The following is a 20135-nucleotide window of genomic DNA, read 5'->3' as shown; positions in this document are numbered from 1 at the left end:
GCTATTCGCAACTCGCCACTCGCTATTTATTTCACCACCCCGATCTCACGAAAATACTTCATCACGCCCGGATGGATCAGCTCCGGCCTCGGCGCCGCCGCGACGGTGTTCGAGGCCGTGGTCTCGCAGGCCTGGGCGAGCTTCTTGCAAAAGACCGCTTCGACACCGTGCAGCGTCTTCGCCAGGCGATAGGCGACATCGTCGGGCAGATCCTCGCGGGTCAGCACGAAGCTCCAGGAGCCGAGCGAAGCGATCGGTGCGTCCTGCTTCGGATAGCTGCCCGCCGGCACCAGCAGCGGCTTCAGGAACGCATGCTTGGCGCGGATGCGCGTCATCTCGTCCACGCTGGGGGCAATGAAGCGCGCGCCTGACGCGCTCGATGCGACCGCGGCAAAGCCGGGCCAGCCGATGCCGGCGCCCCAGAGCGCGGCGACGCGGCCGTCCTCGACCATCGCGGGGCCGTCGCCGGCGCGGTCGAGATAGATCGCCTTGAAGTCTTCGTCCTGCTTCAGGCCGAGCCCATCCAGCACGTAGCGCGCCAGGATCGGCAGGCCCGAGCCCCTGGCGCCGAACGCGACGGGCTGTCCCACGAGATCGCGGATCGTCCTGTAGGGACTGTCCGCGCGCACCACGAACATGCCGGGGTTGGAATAGATCGCCGTCAGGATCTTCAATCGTACCGGCGCACGTCCGATGCCGGCAAAGGCCTCGTAGGCCGGCTCGCCCGCGACCAGCGCGAGATCGAGTTCGCCCTTCTCCAGCAGCGGAATGTTCTCGTTGCTGCCCTTGGTGTTGCGGGGCGCGATGGCGATTTGCGGATCGGCCGCGTTCATCACCTCCGCGAAGGCGTTGCCATAGAGCGGGAAGCCGCCGCCTGATGTCGCGGTGCCCAGGCTGATCGTCGTGGTCGAGATGGCCGTGCCTCCGGTTTGAGCGGCAGCGGGGCTGGCGAGCAGCACTGCAGCGAGAAGGATGATCGCGAATCTCATGGTCATTCCCGGCGGGGCTGCGTCAACACCGACATGCGGCAATGTAGGCAGCGGCCCGATTTTGTGAAAGCATGCCCCTCAACGACAATAGAACAATGGGAGGCGTCATGTTGCGAATTTTGCGTCACGGTGTTTTCGGGCTCGCAGTCCTGTTAGGTCTTTTCAGCGCTACCCCTCCTGCCTCCGCCGCCTATCCCGACCGTCCCATCCACTGGCTGATCGGCTTTTCCGCCGGCGGCCCCGTCGACATCGTGGCGCGGATCATGGCGCAGTGGCTGTCGGACCGTCTCGGCCAGCAGGTCATCGTCGAGAACCGCACCGGCTCCGGCGGCAACATCGCCGCCGCCGCGGCGATCAATTCGCCGCCGGACGGCTACACGCTGCTGTTCGTCGCGCCGAACAACGCGATCTCGACCTCGCTCTACAAGAAGCTTCCGTTCGATTTCATCCGCGACACCGTGCCGGTGGCGAGCATCATGCAGCTCACCAACATGCTGGTCGTCTCCAACGCGTTCCCGGCCAAGACGGTCCAGGAGTTCGTCGACTATTGCAAGGCCAACCCCGGCAAGATCTCCTTTGCCTCCTCCGGCAACGGCACCTCGGTGCACATGTCGGCCGAGTTGTTCAAGGTGATGACCAAATGCGACATGGTGCACGTGCCCTATCGCGGATCGGCGATCGCCTTCCCCGACATCATCTCCAACAAGGTGCAGCTGATCTTCGACAATCTGCCCTCCGCGCTGGAGCAGGTGAAAGGCGGCACTGTCCGCGCGCTCGGCGTCACCTCGCCGCAGCGCTGGCCGATCGTGCCCGACGTGCCCGCGATCGCCGAGACCGTGCCGGGCTTCGAATCGGTCGGCTTCTACGGCATCTCCGCGCCGAAGGGCACGCCTCCCGAGGCGATCGAGATCATCAACAAGGCCGTCGGCGAAGCGCTGAAGGATCCGAAGCTGGTGGCAAAGCTGGCCGAGATCGGCGGCATCCCCAAGCCGATGACACCGGCCGAGTTCGGCAAGCTGGTCACCGACGAGACCGAGAAGTGGCGCAAGGTGGTGGAGTTCGCCGGGGTCTCGGTGGACTGAAGCCGGGGAACTGCCGCAAGCCGGCAGCGCGCCAACGCGACATCGGAGGGGATCGAAAGACCCCTCCCATCAAAATTTGCGAAAACAACCCCATGCACAGTAGAAAGATCAAGCGATCACAAGGGGTTACGGCATCGAAAAACGAGCCTTGGCGAGAGGCAATTTGACCCGTCGGGCAAAACAGGACTATAAGGGCATCATCGCCAATTTCGGGTATTCAAAACTGACAGGTCCTGCTGCGCCGGTGTTTCCATCCACACGTGCCAGCATTGCACCCCCGCCCCCATCCCTGTAAACGAACCGCGCACCGTTGCCGGCCGCGCGATCCCGCGAGCCGCTCGCGGCGGGGCCTGTAGCTCAATGGTTAGAGCCGGCCGCTCATAACGGTCTGGTTGCAGGTTCGAGTCCTGCCGGGCCCACCAATCGATCGGCAGGTCACGCGTCCCTGTAGAGCTCGGCCTCGGTCTTGGGCGCGCGCACGACCAGCAAGCGCTTGAGCTCGGCGCCGAGCTTGCGACGCGCCGTGTAGAGATCGACCGCGCGCTGCAGATCGAGCCAGTACTCCGGCGTGGTGCTGGTGACGTGGGCAAGCCGCAACGCCATCTCGGGCGTGATGGCGCGCTTGCCGTTGATGATCTGACTGACAGAGAAGCGCGACACGTCCATCGCCCTGGCGAGCGTATCCTGGGTGATATCGGCGCCGAGGATGCGCTTCCTGAGCACCTCCCCCGGGGTCACCGGGGGGGCCGGAACGTACTTCACCGCCGTCATGATAGGCTTATCGCCGTTCGAGCCGGATCTGGTAGGCCCCATAATCCTCCGACCACCGGAAGGTGACATACCACTTGCCCTCGACCTGCAGGCCGTAGAGCCCGTCGGTCCTGGCAAAGCGCGTGATCTGGCCGATGACGCCGATGTCCTGATGGGAGTGGCACGCGACGAGAAGCTGAATGATCTCGCACGCTGCCACGGTGATGTGCTGGCGGATGCCACCGCCGAAGCGGGTCGTTGCGATGAGTTCGGTGATCTTGTTGGCAAATCGTTGCATAGTTCACCTGCAAGGCTGCAATCGGAGACGTTGCCTTGCATGCGGCAAGGCTGATGGCAGCCATTGCCGGCGGTGAACTTCCAGTGTGGATTTCCAGGGAAAGGATGCGATCACGCACCGATCCGACGGTGATTGGCGCGCGGCGCAAGCGGGCGGCTTTGCATGCGGCGAGGCCTGCGACCTCCTTATGCAGGATGGCGCGAAGCACAGTGGCCACCGACAGATCGTCCTGCTCAGACTGACCGAGGCCCTCAAGCACGCGGCGCAGTATCTGCGCGATCTGGCGAGACGACAGTTCGAGCCCGCCCAGATGCTGGAACGGCCCCGGAAGCAGACTTTGGAGCGGGCCGTCATCCGGCGCGAACGCGCCGCGTCCGGTGAGACCCTGGGTGGTGTTGTCGATGTTGCGATAAAGGCGCCAGAACCGCTTCTGTGAGAATAGCTCGTTGGCAAAGATGTGGGCTTGTTCGTGGGCGCTCGCATAGACCGCCCTAATATCGCGATCAATGGCCTCGAGCTCGATACGCAAGGCTCGGGCGGCGCGCGCCTGCGCTGTCCCCAGAATCGAAAGACCGGCCGAGTAGATCAGGTCGGGCCCCCGCGAGACGAGCATGCCCGGCTCCACAGCCGCATTCATGCCGGCTGTGTTCGTTGCGTAGAGCAAGACTTTGCTGTCGAGGGGGATATCCATTGCTATCATGTAATGCACACAATTACATTCTGTCAAGGCCCGGCCACAGGGAATGGAAGCTACGAAAGCGCAGGACTGAATTAAGATTGTCCATCCCTTCTCGGGAGCGATGATTCAGTGACCCGCCAACAATTTTGCAGCGCAACACGCTGGTAGCCGACACCTTTCGCGATTAGGTTGGCGGAGCAAGCAAGAGAGCACGCCCCTTTCATGACCATTTTCGCGATTTTGATGCAGGTGCCGCAACCGGGTCTAATTGCTCGCATCGATGAAGAGTTTAAAAACGACCATCTCAAGATTTCGGACACATCGTTTTTGGTTTCTGCCAACGGAACCGCGGCCGAAATATCCACCCGCTTAGGCATCTTCGACGCCGCTAACCCAAATGCGCCACCAACCGGAAACGCTGTTGTTATCGCGATGTCGACATATTGGGGACGCGCGCCGACTGAAACCTGGGGCTGGATCAAGGCGAAGCTAGAGGGTCCGCCTCGTGTCTAACGTTGAACAGGGGCAGCCGACCCCCGGCATCACGGCCAACGTTCCGGTGACTGAAGTGTCGCCGGCCGCAGCGCAAGCGCGCATGATTGTTGATGCGATGAAGGATCGCGTCGCCGAAAACCGGGTCTCGGACATCAAATTAGCAATCGCGGGTTTTGCGACAGTGTTATTTGCCTTCGCGGGCGGCTATCTTCTTATCGATAGCAAACTCGCAAAATTGTCAGAGAAGCTCGACGCGTTTGCCGTTTCAAACGCCAAGATCGAAACAAAGCTCGACGACCTGATCGCGCGCATCCCTCCAGTGCCGACTTCGCCACCCCGGCGCAATTAAGAGATTCCACCTAAACCGTTTGCATTCGGCTGTAGGCCCGGAATTACGGTGATGGGGTGGACGGCGCCCCGACCGGACGAAGTCTGGCTTGTGGATACTGCGATCCGGGCGGATGGACTGCGGTATGCCTGATCCCGGACGACGTCATTTTCCAAACGACGAAACCTCAAATCGATACTGGCAGTTCATCCGACTAACCCCGAGGCGGTGTAGTGCCCTGAGCCAATCTTCATGGAGACTTCGATGGTGACTGTTGCTGACATCCAGAAAGACCTGCCGAACTGGCCCAAGGAAGTCATCGAACCCTGGTTGATCGAGTTCGCCAATGATCCCGGCATGGGATGGCCGCCGCCTGAGCCATACGGTGATCACCGATGGGGTCGGCTACTTGGCCAACGTCCCCTCTCATGGTGGAAGGAAGTCACATGGACGTTGGAAAAGGTAGACTGCGGCGTCGATGGCCTCACCCCGAAGACGCAAGCGGACGTGATGGACATCCGCAAAGAGATTGAGGACGGGAAGCCGAGCGCGACCACGAAACGACGCTGGGACAACCTATTCCGCTATATACTGAACGACGGCTCGTTTCCGGTGGCACCGGTAGTCATGCGGCGTCCTGAAGGCTTGAGCCCTATCGATGGCACACACCGGATAGCAGTGCTCAGCGCGCTTCAATTGGTCCCGGAAGCAAACTTTGCCGCGAAGAAGCTGACGAAGCCGGCGAACGAGCAGAATATTTGGATAGGCAAACACAAGGACGGAGAGCTTCCGAACGCGCAATAAAAAAACGTCGGCGCGCGACCTGCAACGCACGCGCAGAGCGTACACTATGTGCGCTTTGTCTAATCGATTCGCGGATATCATTTCCGGGTTCGAAAGCTCATGAATTAGGCGTTAACGTAATTCCAATGGGGCCAGATTAGCCCCAGGTGGCGCAGCAATTTCTACGATCGACGCAGCCCGAGACTTTCATCTCCCCTCTGCCGAATTGCACCCAAAACCAAATCCACTGGAGAGCTGTCGCTCAAATATCGCCACGTGATCGATGTGGCTCAAGGAGTGCCTGGGGCGTGAGTCGCTCAAGTTTCTGATTGCGATGACAGTGCGGATGGCTCAGCCACATTCGCGGGTACAATCCTTAGGCGGCCACATTCAACCGGACGGCTTAACCGCAAAACAGGTCGAGGCCGCCCTCACCAAAGCGGGGGGCAAGTAGATGCCCCGCTATTTCTGTGTCGAGGTCGTGCGCACTGTCACCTATCGCCGCAAAGTCTGGGTCGAAGTGGAGGACACGGACGAGCGCTTGAAGGACGAGCGCGCAGGCAAGAGCTACAGCCACTACATTTTCCAAGACCAGGCTTGGAAACTCCGCCAAGGTCGCGCCAGCGCCTAAATCTCTGAAAGTAGACGTAACGATTTAGGCTTTTGACCCTGACGGCTTGTTGTCGTTTCGCGCGTCGATCAGTACGACGTCCCTATGGTCAGTCAGCTTGAGCTTGCGGAGAATAGCATCCACCCTCAGCTTCTCCTCTCCTGAGAAGTAAATGATGACCTTGATGCCGTTTTTTGCATCGCTTGCCGCCTGATATATCGGTAGCTGCTTCTCCAAATTGCGTTCGAGCGCAGTATTTTTAGCGAGCTTCATCTCGATCAGGGTCTTATCCTTGGCGCCGCGAGCAATTTTATAATCGACTGGCCCTCGGCCGTCGTTCGCTTCGCTCCCAACGTCCGATGGAGAGCCGAACCAGACAAATCGGAAGATGATCTGGAGATCACTCTCCCGCTGGACCGCCTTTCCCTTGTGATAGAAGATTCGGTGCCCACCCTTATTCTCGATGACATCTTTCAGGTAGGCCAAGCGCTGGTGAGCTTCCTCGTAGGTGGACTTGCCCGTTTTGTAGAATGTCGTTTCCTGGGCAAGAGCAGCCTGCAGTTCTTTAACCTGCGTCTCGAAGGCCCGCTTGGTCTCGCTGACTTTCTCAGAGCTGATGTCCTTGGCTTCGTCTCCAGAATTTTCCTTGTTCTTGATGTAGTAATCGACCAGCTCCGGGAATTGCATGATCGTGCGAGCGGCGGCTTCATCCTTTTCACGCTGCGTGATTGGACGATCGCGCAGGCGAACGAGATGGTTCTGGAAGTAGTTAAATACTTGGCCGCGCAGTTCGGAGTCCGGGATGGCAACCGGAATGCTCTCGAAGTCTCGGATCATGTCGGTCCGGTTGATCCAGTTTTCATCCCGCGTCAGCATGTCTTTGGGCGTGAGTAAAACGAAATCATCAATCCATGGAAGGTCGTAAGTACGGCGATCCCATGTTTCTGTTTCAAAGTTGAAGACGGCCTTGTTGACCGGGACCTTGCGCCGGAGCGACGGATCAATATGCGCGGTCGCGAAGCGCTCTGTATAGCGACACAGGTAGTCTTTCAGCAGGTTGGTAGTGAAGTCGCTGATCATATCGCGGCCCACACCGCTACGAACGAGGCAGACCTTTTCGATATGGCTACCCTTCGTGATTTTCTCCTGCCCGAAATCAGCGAACAGCTTTTCGAGATTCTCCTTGAGGGCCTCCGCGAAGTCCTTCCCCAGACCACTGCCGCCGTTGCCATGGAGTGAGAAGCCGAGCCAGTTCTGCTTTACCTCCGGAAACATGAACCAGGCTTTGACGAGGTCCGGATTGATCTTACCTGCAGCGACCTTATCCCGAAGGAAGATCATGTACCGCAGGATCTCACCATGGAGCTGCCGGTACTCAGGTTTGTCACTGTTGAACAGGAGAAAGGGATCGATGAAGAGTGGGAGATCGTTGATGAGCGAGACATTGAAAGCGCCGTAGTCGTCGACCTGGTCGGGGGCAACTCCAAAAAACTCGTTGAAGAATGTCGCCATCGACAGCCCCGGACCGCTTCGCTTTCCCGATGCAGATAAGGCCCCACCTCAACTTTCCAGGGAACAACGTTTATCCGAAAATCCCCAACCATCACCATTTTCTCCCGCCGTGAACCTTCCGAGCGTTTTGGCCAGGCTCAACCTTCTTCAGTTCGTCTCGCTTGGCCCAAAGGTCGTCGACCTTAGCTTGCATCCGGGGGATTACGGTGACAGTGCTGGACTGCCCCCCGTCAGGGAGTCATCGCCCCACCTCTCACCCCAATATCTCCCGATACAATCCCAAATACCGATCCGCCATCCGCTCCACCGTGAAACGCTCGGACACCGCGGCGCGGCAGGCGGCGCGATCGATCTGGTCGATGCGGGAGATCGCATCGACCGCGGCGTCGAGGCTGTCGACCAGGAAGCCGGTCACGCCGTCGTCGATCAGCTCGCGCATCGAGCCGCGGTTGCGGGCGATGACCGGCGTTCCGCAGGCCAGTGCTTCGACCACCGACAGGCCGAACGGCTCGTCGAAATTGATGAGGTGGAGCAGCGCGCGCGCGGAGCCCAGCGTTTTGGCGCGCGCCGCGCCGCCGACGGGGCCGAGATAGACGACCGAGCGGCCGTCGAGTGCGGGGGCGATTTGCGCATCGTGGTAGGCCTGGTCCTGGACGATGCCGGCCATGACCAGTTTTCGTCCCGACCGGCGCGCCGCCGTCATCGCCTCGGCAGCGCCTTTGTCCGGATGAATGCGGCCGAAGAACAGCAGGTTGTCGCCGCCTTGCGGATCGAACGGAAAGTCGGCGAGCGGGATGCCGTGGTGGATGGTTGCGGCGTAGCGCAGGTCCGGATGACGATCGGCCTCGCTGATCGCGACGTAGTGGACGCGATCCTCGTATCGCTTGTAGGCCGGCCAGATGCGGTCCGACGAGAAGCCGTGGATGGTCGTCACCATTGGCGTGTCGACCAGTCGCGCGAACGCGTGCGGGACGAAATCCGCCTGGTTGTGGATCAGGTCGAATTGTCCGGCCTGCTCGAAGACATGGGCGACGTGGAGCATCTCCCACACCTTCGCGTCGATCGCGGGATCTTCGGAATAGGGCGCGGGGCAGACCCCATCGAGACGGGCCGACGTGATGCTGTCCAGCGTGGCGAACAGGGTGACATCGACGCCGCGCGCCACCAGCGCCTCGGTCAAGAGGCTGGTGACCTGCTCCCAGGGCCCGTAATGGCGCGGCGGTGTCCGCCAGGAGATCGGCGCCAGCATGGCGATGCGCAAACGACCATCCTCTTCTGAATTCTGCTATCGAGCTTCGAGCACGACGGCTTCATGCGACCGTAGCAGGAGAGCGTCGTGTTCGGCCAGCGGCGTATCCTCGTGCGTGGACAGGAGCAGCCGGCCTCCGTGTGCCCAATCCGGCAATGGCAGACGGTGCAGCCATTCTCCGAAATTGAGCGCCACCAGCAGAAGCTGCGACCCGTGCCGGCGCGCGTAGACCAGGAGCTCGTCTTCGACAGTCACCAGGGCGAAGTCGCCGATCGACAAGGCGGGATGATCGCGCCGGAGCGCAAGCAGGCGACGATACAGCGTCAGGATGGAGTGCGGATCGTCCGTCATCTGCGCCACGTTGCGCGTTCGCCAGTCGGCATGGAGCGGCAGCCACGGTTTGGCCGTGCTGAAACCCGAATTGTCGCTGCCGTCCCACGGCATCGGCGTGCGCACGGGATCGCGGCCCAACCCCAGGCCGGGCTCACGCAGCTCGCGCGGGTCCTTCACCTGCGCGGGTTCGATTCCGACATCGCTCAAGCCCAGCTCGTCGCCGTAATAGAGCGTGGGCGTGCCGCGCAGCGTCAGTAGCAACACGGCCGCGACGCGGGCCTGGGCCTGACCGAGCCGCGTGGCGACGCGGGGACGGTCGTGGTTGCCGAGCACCCAGTTCGGCCAGCCGGCGCGCGGCAGCGCGGCCTCATAATCGGTGATCGCCGCCGCAAGGATGCGCGCGTCCCACTTCATGTCGATGAGCTGGAAATTGAACGGCAGATGCACGCCCGGGCGTTCCTGGCCGTAATAGTGCATGAGACGGTCGATCGGCAAATAGATCTCGCCGATCAGAACGCGCTCGCCCAGTCCTCTTGCGCCGTAGCTGTCGGCGATGTCGCGCATCGCAGCCGCAATGCCGTGCACCTCGGGCTGGTCGGTCGAGTGAAGTTGCAGCAGGCGGTGCATCTCGCCCATGCCTGGCCGATAGTCCGGGTTGGGCGGATTGTCCGGGAAGTCCGCCGCCTTCACCATGTGCCAGAGCACATCGATGCGGAAGCCATCGACGCCGCGGTCGAACCAGAACCGCATCACGTCGAACATCGCCGCCTGCACATCCGGATGACGCCAGTTGAGGTCCGGCTGCTCCTTCAGGAAGGCGTGGTAGTAATATTGCCCGGTGATCTCGTCCCATTGCCAGGCCGAGCCGCCGAAATCGCTGATCCAGTTGTTGGGCGCACCGCCATCCGCGGCGGCATCGCGCCAGATGTACCAATCTCTTTTCGGATTGTCTCTCGCAGCGCGGCTCTCGACGAACCATGGATGCTGGTCGGAGGTGTGGTTGGGCACGAAGTCGAGCAGCACCTTGAGCCCGCGCCGATGCGCCTGCCTCAGCAGATCGTCGAAATCCGCCAGCGTGCCGAAGCATGGATCGATGTCGCAGTAATCGGCGACGTCATAGCCGAAATCGACCATCGGCGACGGTGAGATGGGCGAGAGCCAGATCGCGTCGATGCCAAGGCCTGCGAGATCATCGAGCCGCTGCGCGATGCCCTGGAGGTCGCCGACGCCGTCGCCATTGCTGTCCTGAAAGGAGCGCGGGTAGATCTGATAGATCACGGCCGTCTGCCACCAGAGCGCGGTCATGCCAACGCAGCCCGCAAACCGGGCACTGGCGCATGCGCCGATCGGCGCCTATTGATCACGCGGTGTCGTCAAGACTGGTCACACCTTCGCTGCACGACGGAGCTTTGCCATCCGCGTCATGGCAGGCACCGTGGTCCTGCGGGACGCGAATGTCGACGGATTTGTGCGGTTCCGGACGTGCAGATGAACCCGCGGCGCATGGACCCGCAGCGCATATCGGACCATATTGGCCGTTCCGCCGAGCCCCCGCACACAACCGCCCTCTCGGGGCAGGAGACTTTCATGACCAATGAAAAAGGCCCGAACATCAAGAAGAAGCAGAAATGCAAGAATTGCGAAGGCAAGGGCCTGCTCAAGAAGGGCGACAAGGTGGTGAAGTGCCAGCGCTGCAAAGGCACGGGCGAGCGATGAGACGTTGATGACCTCTCCGCCCCTAACGCCGCGCGGACCTCGCCGACGAAGTCCTTCTCGAACTGTGGTGATGGTGCACTCGATGCCCCAGCGTTCGTGCAGCGGTCCTCCGATAGGATGAGGCCAGGCACCGCCGATATGCTATCCTCAGCCCAGAGCCCCCACCGGAGACACCCCCATGCCCACCAGCGTCAAGCAAATGATCGAAGCCGCCAACGCGGCGGTCCCCAAGATCACGTCGGACGAGGCTGCCGAGATGATCAGAGGCGGCAACACGCTCGTCGTCGACGTTCGCGACGCGCCCGAGGTTGCGGCCAGCGGCAAGATCGCGGGCGCCGTGCATGTCTCGCGGGGGCTGCTGGAGTTTCGCGCCGACCCGGAATCGTCCTCTCACGACAAGGCGTTCGACAGAAACAAGACCGTCATTCTCTACTGCGCGTCCGGCGGCAGGTCTGCGCTGGCCGGCAAGCTGCTGAAGGACATGGGCTACGAGAAGGTCTTCAATCTCGGCGGCTTCAAGGACTGGACCGGGGCGGTCGAGAAATAGCTCGACCAGGCCGGCGCGCGACCGATCGTCGCCCGCGGCGCATCCTGCGAGACGCCCGCCTGCGGCGGGCCCTCAGGATGAGGTCTTCGTTGTCCGGCGGGGCCATTCGCAGACCGGCTTGGGGGGCCTCGACCGGGTCTTATCTTCGAGGCAACGATCTGCCTCGACGCGCGTTGTTCCTCAGGAGAGAGGAACACAGCGAGGCGCGCCATGAACAAGCCTACCGCCAAGGATACCGGACTGACACCTGACGACTTCCCGATCGAAGCCGATAAGGACAAGCTCAGGACGCACAAGGGCGAGCCGGTGGCTTCGGCCGAGTCCGAAGAGATCGCGGACGACCTGGCCGACCGGCTGAACGAACAGGCGCACCGGGAAGAACAGGACCGCTGGTCGGCGTGACGCGACAGCCTGCGCTTTCTCGCCCCCTCCTACTCGATCGACGTCACCTGCCGCCGGCGCAGCTCGGACGGGCTGTGGCCGAACTTCCGGCGAAACACCGTGCTGAAATGCGATGAGCTGCTGAAGCCCAGCCGATAGGCGATCTCGGTCACCGACAGCGCGCGCAGCTCGGGGCGCATCAGCGCGTCGTAGCAACGCTGCAGGCGGCGGTTCAGGATCCACTCGGACACCGACATCTCGGTCGACCGAAACAGATAATGCAGATGCCGGAGCGAGACGCCGTTGCTCCTGGCGATCTTCTCCAGCGACAAATCCGGATCGGTCAGGTGCTCCTCGATCCAGGCCTTGACCGAGCGCAGACGCGCGTTCCGCGCCGTGGCGTCCTCGGAGAATTCGTCCTTGTCGCCCATGTCCAGCGCGAGCGCCAGCACGTCCATCAGCTCGTGACCGAGCCGGCCTCGCGCCGCCTCCTCCAGGCTCGAGGCCTCCGCGGCGAGCAGCGCGCAGAATTCGGCGGCGATCCGCCCCAGGCCCCGCCCCGTCGCAATGGTCGCCGCCGACGGCATCTTGCCTTCGGCGAAGCGCGACGAAAACTCCTTGCGCGGGATCTCCAGGTACAACGAGCGGAATTGGTTCGAGCACTCCAGGTCGTAGGCATCGGAGGCCGAAAAGATCGCGCCGATGCCCGGGCTGGTCACCAGCGTCTGGCCGGCCTGAAGCACGTCCATGCTGCCGGCTTGCAGAAACTGGACGTAGTAACAATCCTTGTCGAGCTTCGCGATGTGCCGCTCGCGCCGCGATATCCGCTGCTCCGACAGGAAGACGTCGCTCATCGTGACAGGGCCAAATTGCGCCTCGCGGATAAAGCCCTGATAGTCGGCCGGCTTCACCGCGTTCACGTCGACATGAACGTAGTGGTCGCAGATGGCATCCTGCCAGGCGGCAAAGCGCTTGGCAGGGTCCAGCTCCTCGGTCGTAAACACGAGATCCATCGGCGGCCCGTCACGTCGAGACATGTCTGTGCAGCGCACAAAAACTGCCGGCGGATTTTAGGTTCCTGTCAGCTTCGCGCAAGACTCTTTGCGCGCCAGCGCAAAAGGTTTGCGCGTTGACGCAAGTCAGCCTGAGCTCTCTCGCCTATCAAGCGCAAAACAAACTTGGGACGGGGGGAGGCAAGCGCGCCGAGACGGCGATCCCGCACGCGCGATGCCGATCCCAGGGAAGGCAAGCGATGAAGCGCGTTCGGGTCAGCCAACAGGAGATCGTGTTTGCGGTCTTCGCGGCACTCTTCCTGACCTTCTCGGTCTTCCTCAACGGCTTTCTCTCCGCCGACAACATGCTGACATTGCTGCAGAACGTGGCAGTGCTCGGCATCCTAGGCCTGGCCATGGCGATCGTCGTGATCGGCCGCGGCATCGACCTGTCGCTGATCGCGGCACTCGCGGTCCCCGCCGGCCTCGTGCTGCAGATGGTGCAGAACGGCCATTCGCTGCCGGCCTCGCTGCTCGCCGCCGGCCTGCTGGCGATCGCGGTCGGTCTCGTCAACGGCTGGCTGATCGCCTATGCGGAAGTGCCGCCCTTGTTCGCGACGCTGGCGACCGGCCTGTTCGTCGCCGGTCTCGGCCAGGCCGCCCTCTTCCAGCTCGACGTCGTGCAATGGAGCGACGGCATGGCCGGCTTCGAGCGGCTCGGCCAGGGCAGCATCCTCGGCATTCCCACCTCGATCGTCATGTTCGCGATCGCCTGCGTCGTGGTCTTCGTGCTGCTGCGCCAGACGCGCTGGGGCGCCTACATCTACGCGATCGGCGACAACCCGTTCGCGGCGCGCGTCACCGGCATCCCGTCGCGGCCGGTCATCGTGCTGCAATACGTCCTCGCGGCGCTGATCGGCTGCTTTGCCGGCCTGGTGCTGGCGGCGTCCGTCAACTCCATGCCGACCCGGATCTTCAATTCGACGCTGATCTACGACGTCATCCTCGTCGTCGTGCTCGGCGGCATCGGCCTGTCGGGCGGGCGCGGCGGGGTCGTCAACGTCATCATCGGCACGCTGCTGATCGGCACGATGCTGAACGGAATGACGATCCTCAACGTCCCCTATGCCGGCCAGAACCTCATCAAGGGCCTCGTGCTCCTGATCGCCGTCATCACCGACACCCTGCTCAATCCACGAAACGAAGAAACGGCCCAACAGGGCGACATCTGATCTGCCTGAAAAAACGCGTATCCAACAAGGAGGAAGACAATGGCCAGCGTTCATAAGTTCGCGCTTGGAAGTATCGCCGCATTGGCGCTTTCAGCCGCCGCGGCTCCGGCCCTCGCCCAGCAGGGCCTCGACGAGCCGTTCCAGAAGCCGTTCCGGGAAGCGCTTGCCGGCAAGACCGTCGCCTACGTGCCGGTCGCGATGAACTTCGACCTGACCGAAGGCTGGTACGCCGGCCTCAAGAAGGAGCTCGAGCCGTACGGCGTCAAGTTCGTGATCCGCGATCCCAACTGGAACACCAATGCCGGCGCGCAAGCCGTGACCTCGCTGATCTCGGAGAAGCCGGCGGTGATGGTGATCCACAATCCCGACGTGCAGACCTACGCCAAGCTGCTGCAGCGCGCCGAGAACGAAGGCATCTACGTCATCCAGATCAACATGGGCTCGGCCTATCGCAGCTCGGCTTTCGTCGGCGCCAACTGGATCGAGATCGGCGAGCGGCAGACCGAAGGCGTGGTGAAGGCCTGCCAGGGCAAGTCGAACAAGATTGCCATCATCCAGGGCGCGCTCTCGGCGGCAGCCAGTGCCTACACGCTCAAGGGCGTCGAGAACGTCCTCGCCAAGCATCCCGAAATCAAGGTCGTCTCCAGCCAGGCCGCGGATTGGGATGCCGCCAAGGCCAAGGCCATCACCCAGACCGTGTTGAAGCAGAACCCGGACCTCTGCGGCATCGTCGGCTTCTGGGACGGCATGGACATCGGCACCGCCGCCGCGATCAAGGAAGCCGGCCTGACCGGCAAGGTGTTCCTGGCGACGTCGGGCGGCGGCGAGCGCAAGGGCGCCTGCGAGCTCGTCAAGAACGGTTCGTTCGATCTCGACATGAGCTACGACGTGCCGACGCAGGCAGCCCAGATGGCCGGCACCATCAAATGGCTGTTGTCGTCGGGCGTCAAGGCGGGCTCGGTCAAGGGTTCGGAATACACCACGCTGATTCCGATCACCAGGGAGAACGCCGACAACCAGATGACCTGCTGGAATCTCTCCGATCTCAAGAAGTGATTGCCGCATGACTGCGCGTCCCGGGCCCCCCGGGGCGCGCGTCACTTTATCTGATGGAAATTCTTGGGAAGGCCGATGCGCGAGACACTGACGCGGCTACGATATCGCTACTGGCCAGACCATCTCCTCGGCGAGATCCTGTCCAAACGATGGACCGAGACCGCCATCCCGGTGATCCTGCTGCTGATCATCGGCTTCGCACTCAGCCGCTCGCTCGAGCACTTCCTGTCGCCTGCGAGCCTCGCCGACACCGCGCGGCAGGCGGGCGAGATCGGCTTCATCGGCCTGGGCATGGCGCTTGTCGTCATCGTCGGCGGCATCGATCTCTCGGTCGGGTCGATCTTCGCATTGACGGATTTCTGCGCGCTCTATCTGCTCGACGTGCTCAACTGGCCGGTCCCCGCAGTGGTGGTGGTCACCATGATCGTCGGCGGGCTGCTCGGCGCCGTGAACGGCGTGCTGATCGGATATCTCAGGCTGCGCGCCTTCATCACCACGCTGATCACGCTGATCATCTACCGCTCGGCCTATGATCTCCTGATCCAGCGCTATTCCAACGCGATCGCGTCGGCCTTCCCGGACATTCCCTCCTGGGATTTCATCGGCGGCGGCAGCGTGTTCGGCATCCCCAGCGTCGCGCTGGTCTACATCGTCATCGCGATCTTCGGTCACGTCTTCCTGACGCGGTTGCGGCCGGGCTGGCACATTACCGCAATCGGCGGCTCGCGGCGCTCGGCCTACAATTCCGGCATTCCGGTCCGACGCACCATCGCGCTCTGCTATGTCGCGAGCGGCGTGCTGACCAGCATCGGCGCGCTGTTCTTCGCCGCACGGCTCGGCACGGTCGGCGGCGATATCGGCGTCGGCCTGGAGGTGATCGTGCTGACGGCCACCGTGCTCGGCGGAATTACGCTCGGCGGCGGCAAGGGCTCGGTCGTCAAGTCCATGGTCGGCGTGCTGATCGTACTCCTCGTCACCAACGGGCTGACCGCCATGAACGCGCGCGGCGGCGTCAACCGCATGGCGCTGGCGAGCATCCTGTTGGCGGCGGCGATGGTCGACATCCGCTGGCAGAAGAACCGCACCCGCATCATCAGCAAGGTCTATGTCGCCCCGACCTACCACGCACTGCCACCTCCGCCGCCGACCGAGATCGGCAGCGGCGGGCCGTTCGAGCAGAACGACAAGCTGCGCGACGTCTCGCTGATCGGGCTCGGCCGGATCGAGGCGCCCGAGGACGTCATCCTCGACCGCAACGACGTGCTCTATGCCGGATCCCGTCACGGCGACATCATCCGCTTCTTTCCGCCGGACTACGAACGGATGGAGGTGTTCGCCCATATCGGCGGCCAGCCGCTCGGCATGGCGTTCGACAAGCAGGACAATCTCTATGTCTGCATCGGCGGCATGGGGCTGTATCGCATCACGCCCGACGGCACCGTGGAGAAAGCCACCGACGAGACCAACCGCAGCCTGTATTCCGTGAACGACGACAGCCGCCTGCGGCTCGCCGACGATCTCGACATCACCGACGACGGCCTGATCTTCTTCTCCGAGGCCACGGTGCGCTACGAAATGGACGAGTGGCCGGTCGACGGGCTGGAGGCGCGCGGCAACGGCCGCATCATCTGCTACGACACCAAGACCGGCACCACCCATACCGCGCTGCGCGGCCTCAAATTCCCGAATGGCGTCGCGGTCGCCAGTGACGGGCAATCAATCCTTTTCGCGGAGACGTTCGGCTGCTCGATCAAGCGCTACTGGTTCGCCGGCCCGAAGAAGGGTGACGTCGAGATCGTCATGGACAATCTGCCGGGCTATCCTGACAACATCAATCTCGCCTCCGACGGCAATTACTGGCTGGCGCTGGTCGGCATGCGCAGCCCGTCGCTGGATCTCGCCTGGAAGATGCCGGGCTTCCGCCGGCGCATGGCCAAGCGCGTGCCGGTCGACGAATGGCTGTTCCCGAACATCAACACCGGCTGCGTCGTCAAGTTCAACGAGCAGGGCAAGATCCTGGAATCGTTCTGGGACCTCAAGGGGCTCAACCATCCCATGATCACATCGATGCGCGAGCATCGCGGCTATCTCTATCTCGGCGGCATCGCCAACAACCGGATCGGCCGCTTCAAGCTCGACAATGCCGATCCCGACTTCGTGCAGTACGACAAGCGCTGGGGGAAGCCGTCGTGATCGCCGCGATCAGCGAATTCGCCAACCGTTTCCTCGGCCGTGGCGAGGCAGCCATCACCGTCCCATCGTTCGACGGGGCGTTGAAGCCGAACCAGGCGCTCGAGCAGGCGGAGATCCTGCTCGAATGCGACGCGCCGGAGGATCTCGCCGCGGACGGCAGTTCGCTGCTCATTGCCGACGGCGCCCGGCTGACACGCTTGACCGGACGTTCGACAACGACGGTTCGAACCTTCGAGCGGCCGATCTCCGCGCTGGCGTCCTTGCCCAATGGAGGCCTCGCCGTCGCGCTTGGCGGCACCGAGGTCCGACTCTACGACAACGCCGCGGTCGAGGCGCCCAGGGCCGCCTTCACGCAAGGGCTGCACGCCGTCAATGCGCTGGCTCCCGCGAGCGACGGGACGTTGATCGCAACCGACGGATCGTCGTTGCACGATGCCGGCGACTGGGCGCGCGATCTGATGGAGCTCGGCAAGACCGGCCGGGTACTGCGGCTCGATCCCAAGTCGGGCGCGATCACGCAGCTTGCCGGCGGATTGGGCTACGCGTTCGGCGCCATCGCGAGCGACGGCAACGTGCTCGTCAGTGAAAGCTGGCGGCATCGTCTGGTTTCGATCGCGCCGGATGGAAGCCGCAAGGATCTGCTCCGTCACCTCCCCGTCTATCCGTCGCGGCTTTCGCCGGCGCGCGGCGGCGGCTTCTGGCTCACCGCCTTCACCGCACGCACCCAACTGGTCGAGTTCGTGCTGCGCGAGCCGGCCTATCGCCGCCGCATGATCGCCGAGATCGCCCCGGAATTCTGGGTCGCGCCGCGCCTGCGCTCCGGCAATTCCTTCAAGGAGCCGCTGCAGGGCGCCCACATCAAGACCATGGGCGTGATGAAACCCTGGGCGCCGCCGCGGTCATACGGTCTCGTCATCCGGCTCGGAGCCGACGGCCTGCCGCGCTATTCGCTCCACAGCCGGGCCGATGGCGTCAACCACGGCATCGTCGCCGCCGTCGAAGTCGGCGAGCACCTCGTCATGATCGCAAAGGGCCCCGGCCGCGTCATCAGGCTGCCGCTGGCATCCCTCGGCGAGGAGGCCCGCGCATGAACGACCTCGTCCTGTCGCTGTCGAAGGCGACCAAGCTCTACGCCGGCGTGCCCGCGATCGAAGGCGTCGATTTCGACCTGCGGCGCGGCGAAATCCACGCCCTGGTCGGCGAAAACGGCGCGGGAAAATCGACGCTGACCAAGGTCATGGCCGGCGTCGTGACGCTGACCTACGGTGCCATGACGGTCGACGGGGCCGACGTTACTCTGAAGACCCCGCTGGAGGCGCGTAACCTCGGCATTGCCATGGTGTTCCAGGAGAACAGCCTGGTGCCGACGATGACGGTGGCGCAGAACCTGTTTCTCGGTCAGGAGAAATTCTACAACCGCCTGCGCGGCATCTACATCGCGGCCCAGCAATTCCTGCAATCGCTCAACTTCGACGTGACGCCCACCGCGACGGTCGGCGGCCTCGGCGCCGCCAAGAAGCAGATGGTCGAGATCGCCCGCGCCGTCCTGCACAAGGCCAAGGTGATCATCTTCGACGAGCCGACGGCAACGCTGACGCCGGAGGAGAAGAAATACTTCTTCGACCTCGTCAAGGACCTGAAGAAGCGCGGGGTCTCCATCATCTTCATCTCGCACGCCCTCGAAGAGGCGCTGCTGCTTGCCGACCGCATCACCGTGTTGCGCGACGGCAGGCATGTCGTGACCGACGATGCTTCCCGCTTCGACCGGGCGCGCATCGTCCAGGCGATGGTGGGGCGGGACCTCTCCAACACGCTCTACGGCGCGCGCAAGGCGCAGGTGCGCACCTCGGGCAAGCGGGTGCTGACGGTGCAGAACCTGAAGATGGCGCCGATGGTGAAGAACAATTCGCTGTCGGTGTTCGCGGGCCAGATCACCGGTGTCTTCGGTCTCGTCGGCGCCGGGCGCACCGAGACGTTCAAGATCGTCGCAGGCGTCATGAAGCGCGACTTCTTCCACGGCGGCGAGGTGATCCTCGGCGACAAGCCGGTCCGCTACCGCGTGCCTGCGCCGGCGGTGCAGGCCGGCATCGCCTACGTGACCGAGGATCGCAAGGTCGAAGGGTTCTTCGAGACCGCGTCCATTGCGCGCAATATCTATCTCGGCTTGCTCGCCAAGTTTCCGAAAGGACGCGCCTGGCTGTCACGACGTGAGAGCACGGCGACCGGAAAGTCCTGGATCGAGCGGCTCAAGGTGCGCGCCATCGGCGACGAGGCCAAGGTCGTCGAATTGTCCGGCGGCAACCAGCAGAAGGTCGTGATCGCCAAATCGCTGGTCCAGGATCCGGAGCTGATCATCTTCGACGAGCCGACGCGAGGCGTCGACGTCGGAGCCATCGTCGAGATTCACGAGCTGATCAATTCGCTGGCCGACAAGGGCAAGGCGGTGGTGGTGATCTCCTCCTATTTGCCCGAGATCATGGCGCTGTCGGACCGAATCCTGGTGTGCAGGCAGGGCAAGGTGGTAGAGGAATTTTCCGCGCTGGAGGCGACGGAGGAAGCCATCATGTACGCGGCGATCCACTGACGGCCGCCCGCCCGCCACTTCGCGGCACAGTCGACGCAGACAGATCAGGCGGAACGGGGCAGGGGCACGAGCTCCCGGTCTCGCTCGTTCAACAGCTTGCCGGTGGTGCTGTTGGCGAAGTGCAGCGACATGCAGGCCGGGCACCTCACGGGCACATAGCTGTCCGCCGGCTCGCAATTCTCGGGCCGCTCGTCATCGATCCGATGCTGGACGTTCATGCCGGTGCTGGGGCACCTGAATAGGATCTGGCGCTGCATGCTTCTCTCATGCACCGGAACCGCGGCGGGCGAAATTGCGGACGATCCCTTAAGGGCCTTTCCTATGTT

Annotated in this window: 22 protein-coding genes and 1 tRNA gene; 15 read left to right on the top strand and 8 right to left on the bottom strand. The window is 62.9% G+C overall.

All coding sequences use genetic code 11. The annotated features are described in order from the left end of the window. Positions 1-26: 26 nt before the first annotated feature. Positions 27-989, bottom strand: coding sequence for a TAXI family TRAP transporter solute-binding subunit (locus tag CIT39_RS07365; RefSeq protein ID WP_094973799.1), 963 nt, complete (start codon positions 987-989; stop codon positions 27-29). 107 nt (positions 990-1096) lie between these two features. Between CIT39_RS07365 and CIT39_RS07360 the strand changes: the two genes are divergently transcribed. Together CIT39_RS07360 and CIT39_RS07355 are read left to right on the top strand one after the other, a co-directional pair. Beyond that, complete coding sequence (locus CIT39_RS07360; protein WP_162308389.1) at positions 1097-2071, top strand: Bug family tripartite tricarboxylate transporter substrate binding protein; 975 nt, start codon at positions 1097-1099, stop codon at positions 2069-2071. A gap of 346 nt (positions 2072-2417) precedes the next feature. Then, positions 2418-2493, top strand: a tRNA-Ile gene (locus CIT39_RS07355). Between the two features lie 13 nt (positions 2494-2506). Here the strand turns inward: CIT39_RS07355 and CIT39_RS07350 are convergent. Further along, the gene (locus tag CIT39_RS07350; protein WP_094973732.1) at positions 2507-2842 is read right to left on the bottom strand and encodes a HigA family addiction module antitoxin; all 336 of its coding nucleotides are present in this window, start codon (positions 2840-2842) and stop codon (positions 2507-2509) included. Positions 2843-2849: 7 nt separating this feature from the next. After that, complete coding sequence (locus CIT39_RS07345; RefSeq protein ID WP_094973731.1) at positions 2850-3119, bottom strand: hypothetical protein; 270 nt, start codon at positions 3117-3119, stop codon at positions 2850-2852. A gap of 85 nt (positions 3120-3204) precedes the next feature. On the opposite strand from CIT39_RS07345, the gene CIT39_RS07340 reads away from it, so the two are divergent. From CIT39_RS07340 to CIT39_RS07320, 5 genes are all read left to right on the top strand, one after another. Beyond that, complete coding sequence (locus CIT39_RS07340; protein ID WP_094973730.1) at positions 3205-3555, top strand: hypothetical protein; 351 nt, start codon at positions 3205-3207, stop codon at positions 3553-3555. 465 nt (positions 3556-4020) lie between these two features. Continuing rightward, a complete protein-coding gene (locus tag CIT39_RS07335) occupies positions 4021-4311 on the top strand; it encodes a hypothetical protein (protein ID WP_094973729.1) in 291 nt (96 codons plus the stop codon). Beyond that, positions 4304-4642, top strand: a complete 339-nt coding sequence (locus tag CIT39_RS07330; protein WP_148667286.1) for a hypothetical protein — start codon at positions 4304-4306, stop codon at positions 4640-4642. The genes CIT39_RS07335 and CIT39_RS07330 overlap by 8 nt, the downstream gene beginning before the upstream one ends. Before the next feature lie 243 nt (positions 4643-4885). Continuing rightward, the gene (locus tag CIT39_RS07325) at positions 4886-5425 is read left to right on the top strand and encodes a hypothetical protein (protein ID WP_148667285.1); all 540 of its coding nucleotides are present in this window, start codon (positions 4886-4888) and stop codon (positions 5423-5425) included. A 433-nt stretch (positions 5426-5858) separates the two neighbouring features. After that, positions 5859-6035 (top strand): hypothetical protein, encoded by a 177-nt coding sequence (locus tag CIT39_RS07320; protein WP_155526012.1) that lies wholly within the window; start codon positions 5859-5861, stop codon positions 6033-6035. Positions 6036-6059: 24 nt separating this feature from the next. On the opposite strand, the gene CIT39_RS07315 is transcribed toward CIT39_RS07320, so the two are convergent. From CIT39_RS07315 to CIT39_RS07305, 3 genes are all read right to left on the bottom strand, one after another. Next, positions 6060-7526, bottom strand: a complete 1467-nt coding sequence (locus CIT39_RS07315) for a hypothetical protein (RefSeq protein WP_094973726.1) — start codon at positions 7524-7526, stop codon at positions 6060-6062. A 253-nt stretch (positions 7527-7779) separates the two neighbouring features. Then, entirely contained in the window at positions 7780-8787 is a 1008-nt protein-coding gene (locus tag CIT39_RS07310) for a glycosyltransferase family 4 protein (RefSeq protein ID WP_094973725.1), read from the bottom strand. A 24-nt stretch (positions 8788-8811) separates the two neighbouring features. Further along, positions 8812-10413, bottom strand: a complete 1602-nt coding sequence (locus CIT39_RS07305; protein ID WP_094973724.1) for an alpha-amylase family glycosyl hydrolase — start codon at positions 10411-10413, stop codon at positions 8812-8814. A gap of 282 nt (positions 10414-10695) precedes the next feature. Here CIT39_RS07305 and CIT39_RS07300 point away from each other — a divergent pair, with 282 nt between their 5' ends. The 3 genes from CIT39_RS07300 to CIT39_RS07290 all read left to right on the top strand — a co-directional run bounded on the left by CIT39_RS07300 (position 10696) and on the right by CIT39_RS07290 (position 11773). Beyond that, positions 10696-10824, top strand: a complete 129-nt coding sequence (locus CIT39_RS07300) for a hypothetical protein (RefSeq protein WP_274542492.1) — start codon at positions 10696-10698, stop codon at positions 10822-10824. Between the two features lie 178 nt (positions 10825-11002). Next, a complete protein-coding gene (locus CIT39_RS07295) occupies positions 11003-11371 on the top strand; it encodes a rhodanese-like domain-containing protein (RefSeq protein ID WP_094973722.1) in 369 nt (122 codons plus the stop codon). A 210-nt stretch (positions 11372-11581) separates the two neighbouring features. Beyond that, positions 11582-11773 (top strand): hypothetical protein, encoded by a 192-nt coding sequence (locus CIT39_RS07290; RefSeq protein WP_094973721.1) that lies wholly within the window; start codon positions 11582-11584, stop codon positions 11771-11773. Positions 11774-11802: 29 nt separating this feature from the next. On the opposite strand, the gene CIT39_RS07285 is transcribed toward CIT39_RS07290, so the two are convergent. After that, positions 11803-12765: a helix-turn-helix domain-containing protein gene (locus CIT39_RS07285; RefSeq protein ID WP_094973720.1), complete on the bottom strand. Its 963-nt coding sequence runs from the start codon at positions 12763-12765 to the stop codon at positions 11803-11805. 239 nt (positions 12766-13004) lie between these two features. Between CIT39_RS07285 and CIT39_RS07280 the strand changes: the two genes are divergently transcribed. From CIT39_RS07280 to CIT39_RS07260, 5 genes are all read left to right on the top strand, one after another. After that, the gene (locus CIT39_RS07280; protein ID WP_094973719.1) at positions 13005-13976 is read left to right on the top strand and encodes an ABC transporter permease; all 972 of its coding nucleotides are present in this window, start codon (positions 13005-13007) and stop codon (positions 13974-13976) included. Positions 13977-14015: 39 nt separating this feature from the next. Further along, complete coding sequence (locus tag CIT39_RS07275) at positions 14016-15032, top strand: sugar ABC transporter substrate-binding protein (RefSeq protein ID WP_094973718.1); 1017 nt, start codon at positions 14016-14018, stop codon at positions 15030-15032. A 75-nt stretch (positions 15033-15107) separates the two neighbouring features. Next, positions 15108-17225: an ABC transporter permease gene (locus CIT39_RS07270; RefSeq protein WP_094973717.1), complete on the top strand. Its 2118-nt coding sequence runs from the start codon at positions 15108-15110 to the stop codon at positions 17223-17225. Further along, positions 17222-18316 (top strand): SMP-30/gluconolactonase/LRE family protein, encoded by a 1095-nt coding sequence (locus CIT39_RS07265; protein WP_094973716.1) that lies wholly within the window; start codon positions 17222-17224, stop codon positions 18314-18316. Before CIT39_RS07270 ends, CIT39_RS07265 begins: the two co-directional genes overlap by 4 nt. Beyond that, complete coding sequence (locus CIT39_RS07260; RefSeq protein WP_094973715.1) at positions 18313-19809, top strand: sugar ABC transporter ATP-binding protein; 1497 nt, start codon at positions 18313-18315, stop codon at positions 19807-19809. The genes CIT39_RS07265 and CIT39_RS07260 overlap by 4 nt, the downstream gene beginning before the upstream one ends. Positions 19810-19853: 44 nt before the next feature. Here the strand turns inward: CIT39_RS07260 and CIT39_RS07255 are convergent, their stop codons facing one another. Further along, positions 19854-20066, bottom strand: coding sequence for a hypothetical protein (locus CIT39_RS07255; protein ID WP_094973714.1), 213 nt, complete (start codon positions 20064-20066; stop codon positions 19854-19856). Between the last annotated feature and the right edge of the window lie 69 nt (positions 20067-20135).

It is taken from the genome of Bradyrhizobium symbiodeficiens (assembly GCF_002266465.3).
GTDB lineage: Bacteria > Pseudomonadota > Alphaproteobacteria > Rhizobiales > Xanthobacteraceae > Bradyrhizobium > Bradyrhizobium symbiodeficiens.
The sequence above is the reverse complement of the archived record's forward strand: the minus strand, read 5'-3'. Positions and strand labels throughout refer to the sequence as shown.

Coding starts and splice junctions, on each gene's coding strand:
- CIT39_RS07365 (WP_094973799.1), bottom strand. CDS start 989: ATGAGATTCGCGATCATCCTTCTCGCTGCAGTGCTGCTCGCCAGCCCC.
- CIT39_RS07360 (WP_162308389.1), top strand. CDS start 1,097: ATGTTGCGAATTTTGCGTCACGGTGTTTTCGGGCTCGCAGTCCTGTTA.
- CIT39_RS07350 (WP_094973732.1), bottom strand. CDS start 2,842: ATGACGGCGGTGAAGTACGTTCCGGCCCCCCCGGTGACCCCGGGGGAG.
- CIT39_RS07345 (WP_094973731.1), bottom strand. CDS start 3,119: ATGCAACGATTTGCCAACAAGATCACCGAACTCATCGCAACGACCCGC.
- CIT39_RS07335 (WP_094973729.1), top strand. CDS start 4,021: ATGACCATTTTCGCGATTTTGATGCAGGTGCCGCAACCGGGTCTAATT.
- CIT39_RS07325 (WP_148667285.1), top strand. CDS start 4,886: ATGGTGACTGTTGCTGACATCCAGAAAGACCTGCCGAACTGGCCCAAG.
- CIT39_RS07320 (WP_155526012.1), top strand. CDS start 5,859: ATGCCCCGCTATTTCTGTGTCGAGGTCGTGCGCACTGTCACCTATCGC.
- CIT39_RS07315 (WP_094973726.1), bottom strand. CDS start 7,526: ATGGCGACATTCTTCAACGAGTTTTTTGGAGTTGCCCCCGACCAGGTC.
- CIT39_RS07305 (WP_094973724.1), bottom strand. CDS start 10,413: ATGACCGCGCTCTGGTGGCAGACGGCCGTGATCTATCAGATCTACCCG.
- CIT39_RS07300 (WP_274542492.1), top strand. CDS start 10,696: ATGACCAATGAAAAAGGCCCGAACATCAAGAAGAAGCAGAAATGCAAG.
- CIT39_RS07295 (WP_094973722.1), top strand. CDS start 11,003: ATGCCCACCAGCGTCAAGCAAATGATCGAAGCCGCCAACGCGGCGGTC.
- CIT39_RS07290 (WP_094973721.1), top strand. CDS start 11,582: ATGAACAAGCCTACCGCCAAGGATACCGGACTGACACCTGACGACTTC.
- CIT39_RS07285 (WP_094973720.1), bottom strand. CDS start 12,765: ATGGATCTCGTGTTTACGACCGAGGAGCTGGACCCTGCCAAGCGCTTT.
- CIT39_RS07280 (WP_094973719.1), top strand. CDS start 13,005: ATGAAGCGCGTTCGGGTCAGCCAACAGGAGATCGTGTTTGCGGTCTTC.
- CIT39_RS07275 (WP_094973718.1), top strand. CDS start 14,016: ATGGCCAGCGTTCATAAGTTCGCGCTTGGAAGTATCGCCGCATTGGCG.
- CIT39_RS07270 (WP_094973717.1), top strand. CDS start 15,108: ATGCGCGAGACACTGACGCGGCTACGATATCGCTACTGGCCAGACCAT.
- CIT39_RS07260 (WP_094973715.1), top strand. CDS start 18,313: ATGAACGACCTCGTCCTGTCGCTGTCGAAGGCGACCAAGCTCTACGCC.
- CIT39_RS07255 (WP_094973714.1), bottom strand. CDS start 20,066: ATGCAGCGCCAGATCCTATTCAGGTGCCCCAGCACCGGCATGAACGTC.